At 59.1% G+C, this 20,191-nt stretch carries 15 protein-coding genes, 1 other RNA gene and 1 pseudogene; 15 read left to right on the forward strand and 2 right to left on the reverse strand.

The features are described from left to right. Positions 1-80: 80 nt before the first annotated feature. The 7 genes and pseudogenes from dnaX (at position 81) to leuA (ending at position 9,807) form a co-directional block, all read left to right on the forward strand. Positions 81-2,925, forward strand: a pseudogene (gene dnaX / locus BBOH_RS07470) (DNA polymerase III subunit gamma/tau). Positions 2,926-2,931: 6 nt separating this feature from the next. After that, positions 2,932-3,534 carry a recombination mediator RecR gene (gene recR / locus BBOH_RS07475; RefSeq protein WP_033520945.1) on the forward strand — a complete coding sequence of 201 codons (603 nt, stop codon included), beginning with the start codon at positions 2,932-2,934 and terminating at the stop codon, positions 3,532-3,534. A gap of 330 nt (positions 3,535-3,864) precedes the next feature. Next, positions 3,865-4,629, forward strand: a complete 765-nt coding sequence (locus tag BBOH_RS07480; protein ID WP_074428516.1) for an aspartate kinase — start codon at positions 3,865-3,867, stop codon at positions 4,627-4,629. A 23-nt stretch (positions 4,630-4,652) separates the two neighbouring features. Continuing rightward, a complete protein-coding gene (locus BBOH_RS07485) occupies positions 4,653-5,258 on the forward strand; it encodes an ACT domain-containing protein (RefSeq protein ID WP_044098295.1) in 606 nt (201 codons plus the stop codon). 63 nt (positions 5,259-5,321) lie between these two features. Next, the gene (locus BBOH_RS07490; protein ID WP_033520943.1) at positions 5,322-6,392 is read left to right on the forward strand and encodes an aspartate-semialdehyde dehydrogenase; all 1,071 of its coding nucleotides are present in this window, start codon (positions 5,322-5,324) and stop codon (positions 6,390-6,392) included. A gap of 212 nt (positions 6,393-6,604) precedes the next feature. Beyond that, positions 6,605-7,225, forward strand: coding sequence for a DUF5701 family protein (locus BBOH_RS07495; protein WP_033520941.1), 621 nt, complete (start codon positions 6,605-6,607; stop codon positions 7,223-7,225). A gap of 671 nt (positions 7,226-7,896) precedes the next feature. After that, positions 7,897-9,807 (forward strand): 2-isopropylmalate synthase, encoded by a 1,911-nt coding sequence (leuA, locus tag BBOH_RS07500; protein WP_033520939.1) that lies wholly within the window; start codon positions 7,897-7,899, stop codon positions 9,805-9,807. Positions 9,808-9,888: 81 nt separating this feature from the next. Here leuA and BBOH_RS07505 read toward each other — a convergent pair whose 3' ends face one another. Beyond that, a complete protein-coding gene (locus BBOH_RS07505) occupies positions 9,889-12,174 on the reverse strand; it encodes a transglycosylase domain-containing protein (RefSeq protein ID WP_081930428.1) in 2,286 nt (761 codons plus the stop codon). A 392-nt stretch (positions 12,175-12,566) separates the two neighbouring features. Between BBOH_RS07505 and BBOH_RS07510 the strand changes: the two genes are divergently transcribed. Next, positions 12,567-13,709 (forward strand): inositol-3-phosphate synthase, encoded by a 1,143-nt coding sequence (locus BBOH_RS07510; protein ID WP_033520937.1) that lies wholly within the window; start codon positions 12,567-12,569, stop codon positions 13,707-13,709. Between the two features lie 129 nt (positions 13,710-13,838). Here the strand turns inward: BBOH_RS07510 and glf are convergent, their stop codons facing one another. Further along, complete coding sequence (glf, locus tag BBOH_RS07515; RefSeq protein WP_081930443.1) at positions 13,839-15,095, reverse strand: UDP-galactopyranose mutase; 1,257 nt, start codon at positions 15,093-15,095, stop codon at positions 13,839-13,841. A gap of 214 nt (positions 15,096-15,309) precedes the next feature. On the opposite strand from glf, the gene BBOH_RS07520 reads away from it, so the two are divergent. From BBOH_RS07520 to BBOH_RS07540, 7 genes are all read left to right on the forward strand, one after another. Next, positions 15,310-15,834, forward strand: coding sequence for a type II toxin-antitoxin system RelB/DinJ family antitoxin (locus BBOH_RS07520; RefSeq protein ID WP_033520936.1), 525 nt, complete (start codon positions 15,310-15,312; stop codon positions 15,832-15,834). Next, complete coding sequence (locus tag BBOH_RS08640) at positions 15,803-15,952, forward strand: hypothetical protein (RefSeq protein WP_081930429.1); 150 nt, start codon at positions 15,803-15,805, stop codon at positions 15,950-15,952. The genes BBOH_RS07520 and BBOH_RS08640 overlap by 32 nt, the downstream gene beginning before the upstream one ends. Continuing rightward, complete coding sequence (locus BBOH_RS08375) at positions 15,945-16,370, forward strand: type II toxin-antitoxin system RelE/ParE family toxin (RefSeq protein ID WP_052118144.1); 426 nt, start codon at positions 15,945-15,947, stop codon at positions 16,368-16,370. Before BBOH_RS08640 ends, BBOH_RS08375 begins: the two co-directional genes overlap by 8 nt. Beyond that, positions 16,367-16,741, forward strand: a complete 375-nt coding sequence (locus BBOH_RS07530) for a hypothetical protein (RefSeq protein WP_033520934.1) — start codon at positions 16,367-16,369, stop codon at positions 16,739-16,741. The genes BBOH_RS08375 and BBOH_RS07530 overlap by 4 nt, the downstream gene beginning before the upstream one ends. Positions 16,742-17,329: 588 nt before the next feature. Next, positions 17,330-17,426: signal recognition particle sRNA small type (ffs, locus tag BBOH_RS08645), an RNA gene on the forward strand. Between the two features lie 155 nt (positions 17,427-17,581). Beyond that, complete coding sequence (locus BBOH_RS07535; protein WP_033521009.1) at positions 17,582-18,469, forward strand: aldo/keto reductase; 888 nt, start codon at positions 17,582-17,584, stop codon at positions 18,467-18,469. A 238-nt stretch (positions 18,470-18,707) separates the two neighbouring features. Continuing rightward, positions 18,708-20,096 carry a peptidase U32 family protein gene (locus BBOH_RS07540; RefSeq protein WP_033521007.1) on the forward strand — a complete coding sequence of 463 codons (1,389 nt, stop codon included), beginning with the start codon at positions 18,708-18,710 and terminating at the stop codon, positions 20,094-20,096. Positions 20,097-20,191: the final 95 nt, after the last annotated feature.

Consider the following 20,191-nt stretch of genomic DNA (forward strand, 5'->3'; position numbering starts at 1 on the left):
CAGCCTGCGTTGTGTGGCATTCGGTCGCGGCCGGCGAACATGGGTCGTGAAGATAGTCGGGTGAAGGTAGGTTAGTATATATGGCACTTGCATTGTATCGACGGTATCGTCCCGACACGTTCGATGGGATTATAGGACAGTCACAGGTCACCGTGCCGCTGGTCGCGCGCCTTGGATGAGGGCAGACTGACCCATGCGTACCTTTTCTCTGGACCGCGCGGATGCGGCAAGACGAGCTCGGCTCGCATTCTTGCGCGTTGCATCAATTGCGCTAAAGGGCCTACCTCGCATCCATGTGGTAAATGCGAAAGTTGCAAGGATTTGGCTACCGGTGGTCCAGGATCCATAGACGTGGTGGAGATTGATGCCGCCAGTCATAACGGCGTCGAGGATGCGCGTGAGCTGCGTGAGCGGGCATCATTCGCTCCGGCGCGCGATCGGTACAAGATCTTCATCCTTGATGAGGCCCATATGGTCACTCAGCAGGGTTTTAACGCCCTGCTCAAGATCGTGGAGGAGCCTCCCGAGCATGTGATGTTCATCTTCGCGACCACCGAGCCGGATAAGGTGATCAGCACCATTCGTTCTCGAACGCACCACTATCCCTTCAGACTGGTGCCTCCCGAGGTGATGGGGCCTTACTTGCAGCAGGTGTGTGACAAAGAGGGCATCGAACCCGAGCCCGGCGTGCTGGGCCTGGCCATGCGTGCCGGCGGCGGTTCCGTGCGAGACACGCTTTCGGTGTTGGACCAACTCATGGTCGGTGCGGTCGATAACGAAATCGCCTATGATTCGGCTGTTGCCCTCCTTGGATTCACCCCCGACGAACTGATCGGAGAAGCCATTGATGCCGTGGCTGACAGTGATGGCGTCAAGCTCTACGGTGTTGTGCAGAAAGTCGTGGTCGGCGGATTCGAACCTCGTCGGTTCGTGGAGGATCTGCTTTCGCGCGTTCGTGATTTGCTCGTGCTGACCTTGGCCGGTGGTCAAGCTCAGAACATCTTGAGCGATGACGGCGCTTTGCAGGACATTGACGCTCTAATGCGTCAGGCACAGGCGTTCGGACTTCCCAAACTGACATGGATGGCGCACGTCATCAACACCGCTCTCGGGCAGATGACCAGCACCACATCCCCGCGTTTACGGCTGGAACTGCTGGCCGCCAGCCTGCTGGCGGGCGAGCCCGTGGTGTCCGGCGCAGGTGAACCGTCGCGACGGACGGATGGGTCCACTACACAGGGACAAGGTTCTGGTTTAGATCAGAAGTCGTCACGTACCTCTGGTGATACGGCTGGTGCGACTACAGGTTTCATAGGCTCCAGCCGGAACCGGCGGATGGCGGACGCGGCTCCGGCCTCCCGTCAATCTACGGGGCAAGATGGCGGGGATCGTTCAGGGACGGATGTTGCGCAGCGATCCCAGGCCGCAGAAGCCGGAAACCTACCCAATCAGGCAGGTGACGTTTTCCCGGGCCATGAGGCGGGTCAACCCGATGCGCAAACCCGGCAACCAGATTCGGCCCATTCGTCTCATGGACTCGGCTCTGAGCCCTCGGGGGCCATCGTGAACGGTCAATCCTCCGCACAATCCACTCAAGATGCTCAGTCTGCGTATGCCAATGCCGTCAGTGATCCTGAGCAAGGATGGCAGACGGTGCTCGCTTCGCTGCCAGAAGACATCCGATCATACGTCTCGCGTGAGAAGGTGCCCACCATAGCCTTCGACGTGGCTCCGAACGGCAGAGCCCGCCTTTCGATGACTTTTGATTCGGCGCTTAGCCAACATGCCTTTGCCCTAGCGGTTTCCGGTGATGGCGAGCATCAGGGTCAAAAGGCCGCGAATGTCGTGCTTGGGGCGGTGCGTCAGGTTTTTGGCCGGCAAACCATGATCGCTCCCACCGGCACCGCCGCGAATGGTGAGAAAGTCGTGTCGACCAATCGTATGAGGCCCGAAGAGCTCGCGCAGGTTAAACGAAAGATTGCGCTTGCCAAGGCAGGGGTGGTCGACGTCAGCGCATCTGCTTTGACGACGCACGCAGGATCCGAACCCAAAAGTCAGAAAAACGATGATTCGGGCAATGACGGTGAGGCAGATGACATCTCACACCGGGAGGGTGCTTTCGACGCGACCGTGGTCGAGGGTGATCGAAGTTCCGCAGCCGTCGATCAGACCGGTTCCGGTAATCAACGGGGAGCGATTGCGAACCCCGAAGATGATGACTATGACCCTTGGTTGCAGCCGGCAGTCGCTCCGGCCCTCAGGACCTCGGCCGCTTCGGTATCGGATTCGGCGCATGGGCAGGGTGAGCTGAATGGGAATCCTGCAGCTGTTGAAAGCGTTGTCCATGTTGCCAAGAAAGTGGCCGTTCCCGACATCAGCGACGGTATTGATCCCTGGGCGGTGGAAGAATCCAATGCCGCAGGCGGTGTTGTCAACGATGTGGTCGATTCGCCCGGTGGGCAGGCTCCGGCCGTCGAAAACGTTGGTTCCGTGCCGGCTTCGGCTTCCATATCTTCTCCGGTTGAAAAGGCGGATGACGATCGGTGGGCTGCTGATGGTTCAGTCGGTCAAAGTGCTCACGATTCGCGTCGTGACACTGGTTCGGAATCTTTTGCGGCTGAACCCGTGTCAGACGATACCGGGTTTGTTCCATCCGGGGGTGGCAATCCGCAGGTTGGAGGGAATGCCTCGATCTCTGCGCGATTCGCTCCTGAATCCGGCATGAATGACACCGGGTCGCAGATTGCCCCTGAAGAGGATGAATATTCGATTGACGACCGCTCCCTTGGCGAGGTAACGGCCTTGAGCGTCAAGGAGCTGTCCAAACTGTTCGAGGTAAAGAAGATTGAGGAGTTCAATGCGGACGATCCGCGTAATCCCATCAATCAGAAGCCGCCGGAACGACATCAAGAGGAAATGAGATGAGCCAAGATGGCATTGGCCTATGATGGAGCCATCCAACGTCTGATCGACGCCTTCGCTGGTCTGCCCGGCATAGGACCCAAGGGCGCGCAGCGCATTGCGTTCTATTTGCTCTCTGCCGGGACCGATGAAGTGCAGAACCTCTCGGAGGCCATCGCGGAAGTCAAACTCAAGGTTCGCTTCTGCGAGATCTGCGGCAATATATGCGAGACGAGTCCCTGCCCGATCTGCGTGGATCCCAGACGCGACCACAGTGTCATATGCGTGGTCGAAGAGCCCAAGGACGTGATGAGCATTGAGCGTACGCGGGAGTTCCGTGGCGTCTATCATGTGCTTGGGGGGGCCATCAATCCGATGGCGAACGTCGGGCCGGGTGATCTTGCCATTGCGCAACTGCTCGAACGGCTCAAAAGCGACGAGGTCAAGGAGATCATTTTGGCGCTAGACCCCAATATAGAGGGGGAGGCCACGGTCACTTATCTGGGGCGTCTGCTTAGTCCATTGGGACTTAAGGTCACGCGTCTGGCCAGCGGGCTACCCGTGGGCAGTGATTTGGAATACGCGGACGAGATCACCTTGGGTCGAGCCCTATCCGGCAGGCGCGAGGTGTGAGCTTGGCGAAAATGTTCGGGCTATGCTCAGGCTGACGGCTGCGGCGCAGATTTTGAGGGGGTATGTTGAATGACGGCAATGTCCTGGGGGGTTGCGGATTTCGGCTCTGACCGCGTTCCGAAACGACCATGCCCATATCGTGGAGCCTTCAATCATAAGATAGACTGTTGTCCTTAGAATGAAAGTCTCAACACAGTCGCGTTGAATGACGTGTTGGCGCTCCATTCGTCTGGTTGTTTACCGGGTTGTTCGTTGGATTGTTCACCGGTGGTTCGCGGGTGCGGCCGGCGGATGGACTGCGTGGCATGTTATGAAGAAGGGGGAGAATCCGTGGCTCTTATCGTGCAGAAGTATGGCGGTTCCTCGGTGGCTGATGCGGAATCCCTTAAACGTGTTGCCCGACGCATTGTACAGACCAAGCGGGCCGGCAACGATGTGGCCGTGGTCGTCTCGGCCATGGGGGACACCACCGATGATCTGATCGATCAGGCAATCAGCATCGATTCAGCTCCTCCCGCCCGTGAGATGGACATGCTGATGACCGCAGGCGAGCGTATCTCGATGAGCCTGTTGGCAATGGCCATTCACGCCGAGGGGGAGCACGCATACTCGTTCACCGGTTCACAGGCCGGATTCATGACCGATGCTCGCTTCGGTGCCGCACACATCAGATCGGTGCGTCCCCAGCGCGTGCGTCGTGCGCTCGAGCGCGGCAGTGTCGCCATCGTCGCCGGTTTCCAAGGCATCAACGCCGATGGCGACTACACGACCTTGGGTCGTGGTGGCTCCGACACTTCGGCGGTGGCCCTAGCGGTGGCGCTTAAGGCCGATGTCTGCGAGATCTATACTGATGTGGACGGCATTTTCACCGCGGATCCGCGTATCGTGCCTTCGGCTCGTCGCATCCCATGGATCAACTATGAGGCGATTCTCGAAATGGCCTCCTGTGGTTCGAAAGTCCTCGCACTGCGTTGTGTCGAATACGCTCAGCGTTTCAATATGCCGCTGCATGTGCGCAGCTCCTTCTCGCATCGTTCGGGCACGCTGGTGATACCCGAAGGCTTTGATGCAAGCACGTTGCCAAACCTCGCATAGAACAGTCAAGGAAGAGAGACGAAATGACTACAGAAAATGCATCGGAAAGCAAGTCCAAGGCCCGCCACGTCAACGACAACCCCTCCTTGGGCGACATTTTTCCGGATTTGGATCCCGAGGCCCCGGTCATCTCCGGAGTTGCCCACGATCGTACCGAGTCGTTGGTCACCGTCAATGGCGTGCCCGATGAACCTGGAATCGCGGCGAAGGTGTTCACTGAACTCGCGAGAGCCGACATCAACGTCGATATGATCGTGCAGGCCGCTTCTTCCGACGGTACGGCAGACATTTCGTTCACAGTGCCCGAAGCCGTCATCAAGGCGACGAGCAAGGTCCTTGCCGGCAAAAAGGATGAGTTCGGTTACCGTTCGCTCGACATCAACAACAATGTGGGCAAGGTCGCGGTTGTCGGTGTCGGCATGAAGACGCATTCGGGCCTGGCGGCCAAGTTCTTCGAGGCATTGAGCAATCAGTGCATCAACGTCTTGATGATTTCGACCTCTGAGATCCGTATAGCCGCATTGGTGCCGCTGGAACAGCTGGATGACGCCGTCCGTGCGCTGCATACGGCCTACGGCCTCGATGCCGTGCAGGTTGAAGCTGTCGTCTACGGTGGCACCGGGCGGTGAGGCGAGTCGCCTGCTCTTCCGGCGGGTGCCGTGTTGGTTGAGAAAGATTAGGAGACGGAACGAATGGTTCAGATCAACGATAAGGGCGTGAACGTCGCGGTGTTGGGTGCCACCGGCCAGGTCGGCATGGTGATGCGGCGCGTGCTTGACGAGCGGGATTTTCCGATCAATGATCTGCGGTTTATGGCCTCGGCGCATTCGGCCGGAACGATGCTCAATTGGCGTGGTCATGATATCGAGGTCGAGGATGTGGAAAGGGCCGACCTTTCGGGCATCGATATCGCCATTTTCTCTGCGGGCGGGGGCACATCCAAAGTGTGGGCTCCGCGATTCGCCAAAGCGGGCGCCTACGTCGTGGACAACTCCTCGCAGTGGCGTATGGACGACGATGTGCCGCTGGTGGTGGCCGAGGCCAATCCGGATGACCTCGATGACGTTCCCCGTCGCATAGTCGCCAATCCCAACTGCACAACCATGGCCTGCATTCCGGTGCTGAAGCCCCTCGATGCGCATTTCGGCCTCAGACGGCTGATCGTCAGCTCATATCAGGCGGTTTCCGGAGCGGGACGAGCCGGTGTGGAACAGCTGATGAACGAGGCCAGGGCGGCCGTCGACCAAGGCGCCGACAAGCTCGTATTCGATGGTTCCGCAATCGATTTTCCCGAACCCACCAAAGTCGCGCGTACCATTGCCTTCAATGCCGTGCCCTTTATCGGCGCGGTTGTGGATGACGGCAGCGAGGAGACCGACGAGGAGCAGAAGCTGCGTAACGAAAGTCGCAAGATTCTGCACCTGCCGCATCTGGCGGCGTCCTGCACCTGCGTTCGTGTCGGCGTCTTCACCTCGCACGGCATGAGCGTGAACGCTGAATTCGAGCGTGACGTCACCCCGGATATGGCTCGTGGGGTGTTAGGCGGTGCGCCGGGTGTCATGTTGGCCGACATACCCACCCCGCAGCTGGCCGCTGGCAAGGACCCAAGCTTCGTCGGACGTATTCGGCAGGATCAGGCCGTTGACGGCAACAAAGGCCTCGCGTTCTTCATCGCCAATGACAACCTGCGCAAGGGAGCCGCCCTCAATGCGGTTGAGATCGCCGAAATCATCGCCGCCAAGCATTTCGCCGAACGTCTCTGACTCCAAGTGCCTTCATGTTCGGACGCGTTGCGGTTGTTTGGGTTTTGCGTTGGATGGATGTCGGTCGGGTCACAGTCGGTTTTGCGACGGGAATGCTCGTGAAAACCTACGGCAATGTTAACGAAAACCCGCAGCGGCGTTCATGAGGCACTGCGACAGCGTTCATGACGTCCTACGGCGAATTCATAGAGGGTACGTGACATACTGGGTCTATGTCGAAGGCATCACAAGAGGCACGTAAGCAGCTGGATCGTATCGTCGCTTTGGGCTACCCGGATGTGGCGGACATGAGCGAGGCCGGGTTCCGAGCCTTGGCGCGTCCCCTACTTGAGACGTTGGATCAGACGGATCTGGGGGAGAACATCCTGCTGGTGCCGACCCACGAGCTGGTCAGTCCGGAATCGTTGATTTCCCGCACCAGCATCAATCGCATGGCCGGCTTCACGACCATGCCGCCGCGTGATGTGGCGAGCTTCTTGCCACAGGACGGCTTCGAACCGCCCGAAGGCCCGTTCTATATCGTCGTCGAGCCGCACACCGGCACCGCGTACGTCAACCGCGAACCCGACGTGGCGCGCAAACTGATCGACTCCGACGAACGCATGCCCCTCACTCTCGAAGAAGGTTTGGCCATCGCCACGCAGCACACGGACTGGCTGGTGAAAAAGAACGGCTTCAACCTGCTCGGATCGCGTTCGAGTGATGGTCGTTTCCCCAGTATTTGGATGAGTCAGACGGCCCCGCGCCTTGGTTCCGTCTGGCCCACCTCCCGCCATACCTGGCTCGGCAACGCTTACTGCCTGGCTCGTCGAGGCGTCTCCTTGTTCCGCTGAGTGCGGCTGTCACCGCCGGCTGCTCGTCCTGCCGTGTCACGGCGGAGGTGCGCCGTCCAATCCGCCCGGGCTGGCCGAGCCTAAACTGACCGACTCCGGTTCCGAGTCAACTGACTCTCCTCAATCCATGCAGGATATCGGTTCCTCTTTCGATTCCAACAGCGTCAAGCCCCACAAGCGTTCCCGTTCCCATCTTGACTCACGCGGCATACCCCCTCTAGGTGTCTTTCCTCGCCTCCCGTTTGCGCTGTAAGTTGCGTTATAGGTAGGGGGGGCATTCCCGATACCGCCCGACATGCCGTCAGAAGCGAATGCCGAAGTATCGTCATTTTGGGAATCGGGCGCCGTCTTGTGGCCAAAAACTTCCTGCTTTAACGACGAAAGAGTTTGGAAGTTTGAGGTATTTATGGCACGAATGGGTCAAAGATGGCGGGAAACGTATGTTTTTTGGTGCTTCAAAGCGACGTTTTCTGGCATCTTTGGCATGTTTCCGGCACGAATGGCGTAGGCGAAGTCGGTGTTGAGCGCCAGAAGTGTCGCATCGCGAGCAGCCGGCGCCTTTTCTACGCAAAAGCCGCTAACATGGCTGAATGCGTCTGCCGCACCGGATGCACGTACGATAATGTGTTTCGTTACCTAAGGTAACGCTTCGATCGGAAGAAGGAGGAGAGATGGGTCAGGATCGATCATCGGTATTCGATCTCGCGGCGGTTGCCGCGGCGTCCAATGGAGGTAACAACGACCTGTTGCTGCCTCCCGATCGGTTCGTCGGCGATGCGCAGAGGCCAAGTAGGATGCCGTATGGCAAATATGTGGCCTATGACAAGCAGGTGCCGTTCGACTACCCTGAACGCACATGGCCGCAGAAGCGTTTGAACCGTGCACCGCGCTGGTGCTCCGTCGATCTGCGGGACGGCAATCAGGCTCTGGTCAATCCGATGGATTCCGAGCGCAAGCTTCGTTTCTGGAACCTTCTGATTTCCATGGGCTTCAAGGAGATCGAGGTCGGGTTCCCCAGCGCCTCGGATACGGACTACGACTTCGTACGCCTCTTGATCGAGCGCGAGCTGATTCCCGACGACGTCACGATCGTCGTCTTGACCCAGGCCCGCGAGCACCTGATTCGTAAGACCTACGAATGCCTGCGAGGTGCCAGACGTGCCGTCGTGCACTTCTACAACTCAGTGTCCGTGTTGCAACGCGAGGTCGTCTTCCGTCAGGATAAGGCCGGCATCAAGAAGCTGGCGACCGATGCGGCCGAGTTGTGCAAGGACCTTGAGGGTGAGGCCGAAGGTACGGAACTATATTACGAATATTCCCCCGAGTCGTTTACCGGCACGGAACCGGATTATGCGGTCGAGGTGTGCAATGCCGTGATCGACGTCATCGATCCCACGCCGGAGTGCAGGATGATCATCAATCTGCCGGCCACCGTCGAGATGACTACCCCTAACGTTTTCGCTGACGAGGTCGAGTATGTCTCCACTCACCTCAACAAGCGGGATTCGGTGGTGCTTTCCCTGCACCCTCACAACGACGAGGGCATGGGCGTTGCCGCTGCTGAATTGGGTGTGCTGGCCGGCGCGGACCGCATCGAAGGCTGCCTGCTGGGCAACGGGGAACGCACCGGCAACGTCGATCTGGTGACGTTGGGACTGAACATGCTCACGCAGGGCATCGATCCCCAGATTGACTACTCCAATGTGCCTGAGATCCGCAAGACGGTTGAGTACTGCAACCAGATGGTCATCTCCGAACGTCACCCCTACGCCGGCAACTTCGTGTTCACCGCATTTTCCGGATCACATCAGGACGCCATCAAGAAGGGGTTGGAGGCGCGGCAGATGGCGGCAGAGCGGGCCGGCACGAACCTTGAGGACTTCGTGTGGCTCGTGCCGTATCTGCCCATCGATCCAAAGGACATCGGCCGCACCTATGAGGCCATCATTCGCGTCAACTCCCAGTCCGGCAAGGGCGGCATGGCATATCTGCTCAAGACCAACCACAACCTCGACTTGCCCAAGCGCCTGCAGATCGAGTTCGAGAAGGCCGTTCAGAGCTATGCGGACAAGACCGACAAAGAGGTCAAGGATGACGAGATCTGGCGCCTGTTCAAGGACGAGTACCTGCCCGTCGAGGAGAACGGAGCCTGTGCCGCCGGCGACGTGGTGGCCGATCATGGTGACGAAAGCCTCAAATCGTGGGGACAGTTGAAGCTGCTGAACGTTTCGATCTCTTCGGGCGCCGATGGATCCGATACGGTGCTCAAGGCCAAACTGCTTGATCGCGGCGTTGAACCCGGAACCGAGGACCCCGTCGAACGCGAGGTCTGCGGTGCCGGCAACGGCCCGCTTGACGCCTTCCTCAATGCACTGTCTTCGATCGGCTTCGAAGTGGGCGTCATGGATTACGCCGAGCATGCCATGACCGCCGGTACTGACGCGCAGGCAGCCTCCTATGTCGAATGTCGAATCGGAGGCGAGGGCGCCGAGCGAATCATCTGGGGGGTCGGCATTGATTCGTCGATCGCCACCAGCTCGCTGAAGGCCGTGATTTCCGCCATCAACCGTTCATGTCGTTGAAACCCGGCCGCACCTTCCAAGACGCGGCCGTGAAGCGCACATGGAATGAAGGCCGGTTGCGATGCCTCGTCCGTGCTGGTGCTACTGGCCGTTGCCGGAAGTCTCGTTCTTGTGCGCATCGCCGTTTGCGGATGGCGTGGTGGATGGTGTTGAGGACTGTGTGTCCGGCTGTGCGGGAATATTGGTCAAGCCGGTTTCGGTACTTCCGGGAGTGTTTACGCGACCAGTGGTGCCCGTGCCGCCTTGGAGACGATAATTCGGGCTTGCGGAATACCTGTACAAGCCGCCGACGCCCCAGGATCCATCCGGCCCGCCGATCTTCCCCTCGTCCTTGACCACCGGGAACGTCTCATTCGGCGTGCCGTTCAACGCCTGCCGCATGTATTCGGTGAACAGATGGACCGGGTAGTCGCTGCCGTTGCCGTAGCCCGCGCGCAGTTGCGGAATCTCCTGCGGGCTGCCATTGGGACCGGGGCACCACATGGCGAACACGGTCACGCTGTTGGAGGTGAATCCGGCGAAACTGCCCGCTGTTGAATCGTTTGCCGTGCCGGATTTGCCCGCGACGGCCTTGCCGATGCGTCTGGCCTCGGTCGCCGTTCCATATTGGACGGTGCCGGTCAGGGCCTTGGTCACCAGCGCGGTGTCGTTGGCGGTGAAGACGCGTTCGGTGTTGGTGGGTGCGCGGTACATCTCCTTGCCTTTGGCGTCCTTGACGCTGGAGACGATGTGCAGCGTCGGCCTGTTGCCTTGGTTCGCGAAGGTCGCATAGGCCCTGGCGATGTCGGCCACGTGCACCGAATCGTTGCCGAGCACGGTGAAGGGGTTGTCGCCGGTCACCAGCTTCGGGTTCACGCCCGCCGCCTGGGCGGTCTGGGCGACCTTTTTCGCGCCCAGGTGACCCTGCACGTCCATGTAAACGGTGTTCACGGAATTTGCGGTCGCGTTGTAAAGGTTGATGTATCCGAAACTTTGGTTGTCGAAATTCCGTACGGGTGAGGTGATGTTTTCGAAGATGCGGGGTGAATTGCCGTTGAACGTCGTGTTCAGGTTCACCCCGGACTGCACCGCCGCCATGAGCGCGAACGGCTTCATGGTCGAGCCCGGTTCGTAGGAGGCTTGCGTCGCGTTGTTGAGCTGTTTGGCCAGATAATCGTCGCCGGCGTAGAGTGCCACGATTGAGCCGTCTTTGGGATTGACGTTCATGCCGCCGATCTGTACGCCTTGCGGCACGATGTCCTTGCCGCCCTGTGACGGACTGGCAACGTTGAACATGAGGTCCTGCTTGCCCTTGTCGATCGTGGTGACGATTCTGTAGCCGCCGGTGTCCAGGTCGTCCCTGCTGAAGGTACCGTCCTGAGTGAGCTCATCGCGCACCATCTGCATGAGGTACCCATTGGGCCCCGCGAAGGAGTTCTGCCGGCTCTGCGGTGGTACGGTCTGTGGCGGTTGCGCGTTTTTGGCGTCCGTCGCCGATATGTACCCCTTGCTTTTCATGATCGAAATGACCCTGTTGAACCGAAGGTTCGCCTGTTTCTGGTTCACTGCCGGATCCCAGTTCGAGGGTGCGGGGATGATGCCGGCCAGCATTGCGGCCTCGGGCATGGTCAGATCCTTGGCCTCCTTGTTGTAGTAGGCCTTCGCCGCCGCCTGGATGCCGTATGCGCCGCGACCCAGGTAAATCGTGTTCATGTAGTTGCACAGGACCTCGTCTTTGCTTTGGGTCTGTGTGATCTTAAGCGCGAGAAGGGCTTCCTTGACCTTGCCGGAGTAGGTGTGGGTATCACCCATATAATACCGTTCTGCGTATTGCTGGGTGATCGTGGAGCCTCCCTGACGGGCTCCGCCGGACACGTTGTTGAAGAAGGCGCGGGCGATGCCTTTGATGTCGACGCCTTTGTCCTGATAGAACGACTGGTTTTCCGAGGCGATGATCGATTCGCCGACGTATTTCGGCAGTGCCTGGCAACCTATGATTTCGCGGTTCTGGGTTGCGAAGGTGCCCATTTCGGTCGTGCCGTCGCCATAGTAGACCGTTGTTTTCTCGGCCATTGCGATTTTTTCGGGCGACGGCAGCTCGGTAGTCGAGTAGGCGTAGGCGAAGGCGCCGATTCCAAGGGCCAGCAGTCCTGCGATAATGCCCACCGTCCATTTGAGGAGGAGATGGCGTTTCGGCCGGTTGCGTTTGGGGCCGCGGTGGCTGTTGCGTGCGTTCGCGGCATGATTGCCCCGGTTGCGGTTGTTGCGTGGGTTGGCGCTGTGGCCTGCACCGCCATATGAACCTGAGGTCGACGCACGACCGGCACGGCGCCTGCCTGCCGCTGAGCTTGTGGTTCGTGATGTACCCTTGCGTTGCTGTGATGCCATGAAGTCAACCGTAGCTGTTCCCCTTGAAAAACCGCATCATGCAGGACCTTGCATGAGCTTTCCGCCCGGCTTCGGCCAGGGCCGTCCATCGCGTCGCCGGGCTTCGGGCCGATCGTAGACGGAGCGGATGAAGTCCTGTTGGGCGGTGTGATTCGGGGGGGGGGCGGCCGTTCTCGCCGGGTGAGGACATGGCTCTGAGTATGCCAGATAGTCCGGGTCGGAGTTTCCCCTTGGCTGAACGGAATTCCCATTATGGTGTCATGCCTGCCCGTATCGCATGACTGGCGCTGTCTCCCCGCGCGTCTAAGGGAGACCTGAAATGTGAAATTCAACACTCAGAGATACTATTGACCGTGATATTTGTCTGTCGGTTTGATAAGGAGTCGGTCGATATGAGTATTCGTGTTGCGGTCGCAGGTATCGGCAATTGTGCCTCTTCGCTCGTTCAGGGCGTACAGTATTACAAAGGCGCCAAGGATGACGAGAAGATTCCGGGTCTCATGCACAATAACTTCGGCGGCTACCGCGTGCGCGACATCGAGTTTGTCGCGGCGTTCGACGTTGATGCGCTGAAGGTCGGCAAGGATATCTCCGAGGCCATCGGCGCCTCGCAAAACAACACCTACAAGTTCTGCGACGTGCCGAACCTAGGTGTCGAGGTGCTGCGCGGACCCACCTATGACGGGCTGGGCGAGTATTACCGTCAGATGATTACCGAGTCGGAAGCCGAGCCGGTCGATGTGGCGCAGGTGCTGCGCGACAGGAACGTCGATGTCTTGGTCAGTTACCTGCCGGTCGGCTCCGAAGAGGCCGATAAGGCGTATGCTCAGGCGGCGATGGATGCGGGTTGCGCCTTCGTCAACTGTCTGCCGGTCTTCATCGCCTCCGACCCGGAGTGGGCCCAGAAGTTCCGTGACGCCGGCGTGCCTATCATCGGCGACGACATCAAGAGCCAGGTGGGTGCCACCATCACTCACCGTACGATGGCGCGCCTGTTCGAGGACCGGGGCGTACGCCTTGACCGCACCTATCAGTTGAATGTCGGCGGCAACATGGACTTCATGAACATGTTGCAGCGCTCGCGCCTTGAATCCAAGAAAATCTCCAAAACCCGCGCCGTCACTTCGATCGTGCCGCATGAGATGGCAGAACGTGACGTGCACATCGGCCCATCCGACTACGTGGCTTGGCTTGACGACCGCAAGCTTGCGTTCGTGCGACTTGAGGGCACGACCTTCGGTGACGTGCCGCTGAACCTTGAATACAAACTCGAGGTCTGGGACTCCCCGAATTCCGCGGGCATCGTCATCGATGCCGTGCGTGCGGCCAAGATCGCGCTCGACCGACATCTTGCCGGTCCGGTTCTTGCTCCCAGCTCCTACTTCATGAAGTCCCCGGCCGTGCAGCATGAGGACAGTGAGGCTCGTGATCTCGTCGAGAAGTTCATTGCCGGTCAGGTCGAGAATGATGAGTCCGAGCTTGACGCCGACGTTCAGGCCGCCAAAGACAACGGCAAGGACGTCTGGCATGCCTGAGGGCGGCGAATCTTCAACGCATGATTAATGCATGATCGACGCATGAGGTGGCCGGCTCCGATTGGGGGGAGCCGGCCACCTTCGTATTGTTGCCGATTTTTGACGCTGTTGACCAGCGCCCGTGTGGCGCTACTTGACGAGCAACGGACCGACCTGCTTGTCGTAGGCGTTCAGGGCGCTGTTGATGACCTGATGCATGTCGTAGTAGGCGTAAGTGCCGAGTCTTCCGCCGAATACGACTTGCGGTTCTTTGGCCGCCAGCGCCTTGTACTGCTGGTAGAGCTGCTTGTCGTCGGCGGTGTTGATGGGATAATAGGGTTCGTCGTCACGTCCGGCGGAGCGGCTGTATTCCTCCCAAACCACGGTTTTGTCGGGGTTCTGCCGTTCGCGGCGTTCGGGGTTGAAGTTCTTGAACTCGATGGCGCGGGTGTAGGGCACGTCCGCGTCCACGAAGTTCATCACGGGGCAGCCGAAATGGTCGTCCTCGTCATAGCGCCGCTCCTTGAAATCGACGGTGCGCCACTTCAGGTCGCCAAGCTTATAGTCGAAGTACTTGTCGACCGGCCCGGTGTAGACGACCGGCACGCGCCCGACGAGCGCCTTTTTGTTGAGGGGCTGCGATTCGTCGAAGAAGTCGGTCGAAAGCGTCACATGAATCTTCGGATCGGCGATCATGCGCTCCATCCAAGCGGTGTAGCCGTCCTTGGGCAGTCCCTCCCAGGTGTCCTTGAAGTAGTGGTTGTCGTAGTTGAAGCGCACCGGCAGGCGTTTGATGATGTCGGCCGGCAGTTCGGCGGGGTCGGTCTGCCACTGCTTGCCGGTGTAGTTTTTGATGAACGCCTCGTAGAGCGGCCGGCCGATCAGTTGGATGCCCTTGTCGTTGAGGTTTGTGGGGTCGGTGCCGGCCAGTTCGCCAGCTTGCTGCTCGATCAGGGCCTTCGCTTCGGCCGGCGTGTAATGCGCGTGGAAGAACTGGTTGATGGTGCCCAGATTGATCGGCATGGGGTAGACCTCGCCCTCGTGTGTGGCGTAGACGCGGTGCTGATAGTCGGTGAATTCGGTGAAGCGATTGACGTAGTCCCATACGCGCTTGTTGGAGGTATGGAACAGGTGCGCACCGTACTGGTGAATCTCCGCGCCCGTCTCCTTGTCGAAGTAGGAATAGGCGTTGCCTCCGATGTGTGACCGCACGTCGATGATCTCGACGGTGTGCCCGTTCTCCGCAGCCTGCTGCGCCACCGTCAGACCGAACAGGCCCGCCCCCACGACCACAAGGTCGGGCAGGTTGCTGTCGGACGGGCTGCTATCCGAGAGGTTGCCGCTGGGTAAACCCTCGCTCGACAGGCTTGCGTCGTTCTGTTTCGGATCGTTTCCGTCGTCTGTCATCATCGTTTATCTCCTCAAGTCATACCGCCGACCCCTTACGAGTCTGCGTTTATTTTTGCATGTTGTGATTCATGGTACTCGGTCCTCTCGCACGATCTGGCTTCAACAAGTACCTCCGGTTCAGCGCACTTGTCGTTTCATGGCCGAAACGGCTCATAAAATACCGTGATGGGGTTATCTGTTATATTGTATTTAGCTGGGCAAAGGAAGCTTGTTGCTGGGACGGACATCGGTTCAAGGCATCGCAAGGATTCGGATTCGTGCGAAGCGGTCCCTCAAGGATCGGACCACTGAGCTGTTCGACCGTCTCGGCCTCGACATGGGCACGGCCGTCAACATGTTCCTGGTCCAGTCCGTGCGCGAGGAGGCGTTGCCGTTCCGCATGCCTCTCTCCCCATTGGAACGCGATATTGCGCAGGCAGAGGCTTTCACCGTTTACCGCGCGGGAGACGCGGGGGCGATGAAACGGATCCTTGACAATGTAGGAGTTCGAGTACGCCGGCAAGTTCAAAAAGAACGTAGAGGTGTATTGCGCATAATTGTGTTGTGGCTACAAGGGCATCATAAATGTGATCATATTGTACTTCCATTGGGAGAATGTTATGGAATGAATACTCGAGTACAGGGCCGCAACAATAATGATCTGAAGGACGAGGCCGTGCGGCTTTTGGATTCCATGGGGGATCGATCTGACGGCCGCCGTGAACATGCTGCTCAAGCAGATCGTCAACACCCGTAGCTTCCCGCTTTCCCTGAAGGCGCCGAGCTTCGAGAACGCGGTGCTTGGAACCCTTGATGAGCCGGTGATTGGAGTGGGGAGCGACGATGAGTTTGCAAGGCTGATTGACAATGAGTGAAATTGGCTATAACTCGGCATTCCTGCGCAATGTGAAGCACCTGAAACGTAAGCATTGCGACATGGCCAAGCTGATAGAGGCTGAAAAGGCCTTGCGCCAGAATGACCGTAAAGTATTGGCAAGTAAATACAAGGATCATCAGCTGGTCGGTAATCTCGCGGCGTTCAGCGAATTGTACCTTGGGCCGGACTGGCGGCTCGTCTATCGGGTTGAGGGCGACATGCGGGTTGAGGGCGACATGGTGATTCTCCGCCCGTACCGGCAGTCATTATGGCATCCTGTGATGCGATTTCGAAGGGCTTCATCCACGCGTAACCGGTATATGCTGATTCGTTTCCGCACGATATTTCGCGCATATCAAATCCGGGGTTTCAAATGGACTCAGAAGGCACTGGCAGGTCCTATACGTTCCGAATGAAAGTGACCACCAAGGCCGATGGCGACTCCGCCTACAGCGAGTTCTCGCACCAGACCCTCGACGTGGTGGCGCCAGTGCTCACCAGTGCGAAGGTGAGCGCGGGTTCCTGTGCTACTCGCGCCGGTCTGTACGGCGTGGTGAGGAACTCGGCGCGCACCTCGGCTACGGCGGTGGCCGCTGGTACGACGGTAATGGTGGACCGGCTCGACGCAGGTGGCAACGCATTGTCGCCTGCTGTGGCTTCGTCCGGCCCGATTGCGGTTTCGCCGGCCGATGGCACGTGGAGCATGGATGTTCCTTTCGGGTGTACCGGACGGTTCAAAGGCGCGTATCACGGAAGGATTCGACCGGCAATGCCTCGCAAGGTGTGAACGTCGACTCCCAATTGATTCGCCTCGACTTTCCGCTGGTCGCCGCACTGCCGATGACCGGCGGTGGCTGGCACATGTGGGCGGCCCGTCTTGTCCGGCTCGCGTTGGCGATCCTCACCGCGACCCTAGCCTCTGTCGCGCTCGCCCGTCGATTCCGCATCTAATCCTCGCTTCGCCACTGAGCTGCTGCCACCAGCGTGTGATGCGTTCTCGTCTAAAGGAGCCGCGACGCGTGTGCCGTTGTCGCCTATGTTCCAAACATGTCAACTGACCACATTTGGTCGTGTTAAGACGTGTGGGTTCGGTTCGATGCTCGTCACAGTGTGATTTCGGCTGGCTTAGTGCCACAAATCGGTCATTGGTGTCACACGACGTTTGTTTTTCGTGCCGGGAATGTGGTTTTTGCGGCACTAGTGACTTGTTGGCGGCATTAGTGACTTGTTGGCGGCACGATTGACCGGTTTGTGGCACTGATTCAAGCGTGTGCTGGTATCGCCGTTCCTCTGCGCATGTCAGCATGTCTTCGTAAGCCTCACACTGCCGACGCACATGCCGATGTTCGGTATATCCGACGGTTGCGTTATATTGATAGAGCCTTCACGTGGCGTTACGTCACCCAATCCCCCCAGGGCAGGAATGCAGCAAGGGTAAGTGGCCTCTGTCGGGTGCGTGAAGGTTTACTTTTATTTCGGTTCTCTCGTATCGCCGCGTCGATTTGATCTGGTTTCCAAGGTGTTTCGAGTCTTCCTGCGTTTGCAAAATCGCCGATTCTGGCTATTCTTGGGATAACTGGTATGCTGGCATAACGTAATGCATAATATGGGACGCGAGGAGAGCAATATGGTATTGCACCGCAATCTGGGGCCGTTCGACGCCACAGCCATTGGCTTGGGAGAGATGCCTCTGACCATTGAGAATAACCTGGGTGAGGCTATGGGTATCGAGACCATCCACGCCGCGCTCGATGCCGGATGCTGCCATATCGACACCGCATGGGCATATTACTGTTCCGGCGGCGAGGAGCAGACCGGCGAAAAGCTCGTGCGACAGGCGATGGAGTCTTGGGACGGTCCGAAGGACGAGGTCAGCGTTGCCACCAAAGTCGGTCATTTCCGCAACTTCGGTCCCGATGGCACCACTCCAACGTGGGGCGTCAACGGCCAGCCGGAGCATTTGATCGAGGCGGGCAAGCAGTCCGCCCTCGCGCTCGGTGTCGATACGATAGACCTGCTCTACTTCCATCGTCCGGATCCGTCTGTGCCATATAACGAATCGATTGAGGCCATCAAACAACTTGTCGATGCAGGCGTTGCGCGTACGGCCGGCATTTCCAACACTTCGATTGAGCAGATCGACATCGCGCGCGGCATTCTGGGCGACGGCCTCGTGGCCGTGCAGAATCAGTTCTCTCCGATCTACCGTTCCACGCAGGATACGCTGGATTACTGTGAGAAGGTGGGCCTGGCTTTCGTGTGCTGGAGCCCGCTTGGCGGCTTCCGCAAGGCGAAGGACGAGACGAAGTTCGATCCGTTCCGCGCCGTCGCGACCAGCCGTGGCGTAAGTTATCAGCAGGTGGTGCTCGCGTGGGAGCTCAGCCTCGGTCGGCGCGTCTTCGTGATTCCCGGCGCGCATCGCCCCGCCACCATTCTCGACAGTCTCAAAGCCGGTGACCTCGATCTTACGACCGAGGAGTTGGATGCGTTGGGGCGAGGGTTGTCTGTCGAATAGGCGTGACATCCTTTGGCATCGTCCGACGGATGCCGCTCGAATCCCAGGTGTCGCCGGCATGGTGGCGCCGGCGATTTGGTGAACTGACTTGGGACGAGTCACGCGCGTCGGTTGATTCAGGGCCGCTGCCTAAGATGGAACGGTGCGTAAAGACGAACAACACATTCAATCCGTCGCGGACGGTCAATCGGAAAGCAAGGTCGGCAACATGGCAGGTACCGGTACTGTTGCGTCCGCAATGCCTCGTCGCCGTAGGCCGGAGGTGCTGGCGCCGGCCGGGAATCTGCGTAGCCTTGAGACCGCCATCGACTTCGGTGCGGACGCGGTCTATTGCGGCGGCAAGGCGTTCGGCATGCGCTCGGCGCCCAGGAACCTGTCGCTCGAGGATTTCGAGGCCGGTTCGCGCTATGCCCATGAGCGTGGCGCGCGGGTCTACGTCACCTGTAATGTTCTGCCGCACAACGACGAGGTCGAAGGGCTTAAGGAGTATATCGGCCAGCTCGCCGATACCGGTGTCGACGCCCTGATCGTTACGGATATCGGTGTGATGATGGCCGCGCACCGAATCGCCCCGAAGCTGGAACTGCACGTCTCCACGCAAGCGGGCGTCACCAACTATCTTGCGGCCAATGCCCTGTACGAATTGGGCGCAAGGCGCGTGGTCCTGGCCCGCGAGCTCGACATGCAGGCCGTGCGTGATATCCGCGCCAACATTCCCGAAGACATGGACGTGGAATGTTTCGTCCACGGTTCAATGTGCATGGCGTTTTCGGGGCGCTGTCTTATTTCCAACTATTTGACCGGCCGCGACGCGAATCATGGCGAGTGCTCCCAGCCCTGCCGCTGGAAGTATCACGTGGTCGAGGAGAAGCGCCCGGGCCAGTTCTTCCCCATCGAGCAGACCGATCAGGGCACGTTCCTGTTCAATTCGCAGGATATGTGCATGCTCGAGCATCTCGATGAGCTGATTGACGTCGGCGCGACGAGTCTGAAAATCGAGGGTCGGGCCAAAAGCGCCTATTACGTCGCGGCGATGGCCAATGCATACAAGTGCGCCGTGAACGAATATATGGTGCAGCGCGGCTTCGAGGACGGCGACCGCCATGTTGTGCGGCCCTTCCGGAGCAAGGTCACCCGTGCCGATTCCATGATCGACCGCCGGACCGGGCAGGCCTCCGATGTTCGCGATGGCGCGGCGGCGGATGCGTCGAACCGCGTCGAACTGGCTCAATGGCTGAAGGACGAACCTTACAAGGTCTCGCATCGTGACTACTCAACGGGCTTCTACTATCCGGAGCGTCAGGTCGGCCAAAACACGGACCGTGGCGGTTACTTCCGCGACTGGCTGGTGGTCGGCGAAGTCACGGCCTATGACGCACAGACCAGCCGCATCACCCTGATGAGCCGAAACAAGATAGAGGAGGGGCAGCTGGTCGAATTCCTGGTTCCCGGTCGTGCGCCCGTCGATTTTCAGGTGCCTGGCGGCGGCTTCAGGGATGCGGAAGGTGCGCCCGTCGAATCGATCAACAACCCGGCCCACGTTTTTTCGATGCCCTGTCCGCAGCCGATACCGGCCGGCGCGATGATTCGTTCGCGAGCCAAAACACGCACGCTGAAAGCCGAATGATGGGGGCAGCGATAGATTAAGCCGACTTGCTGGTCGGCGGGCGCGTGGCGCATTCTTCGTCCCGATTGCCATGCCGGATCAGCCGGCCTTGTCGG

The sequence above is a fragment of the Bifidobacterium bohemicum DSM 22767 genome, assembly GCF_000741525.1.
GTDB lineage: Bacteria > Actinomycetota > Actinomycetes > Actinomycetales > Bifidobacteriaceae > Bifidobacterium > Bifidobacterium bohemicum.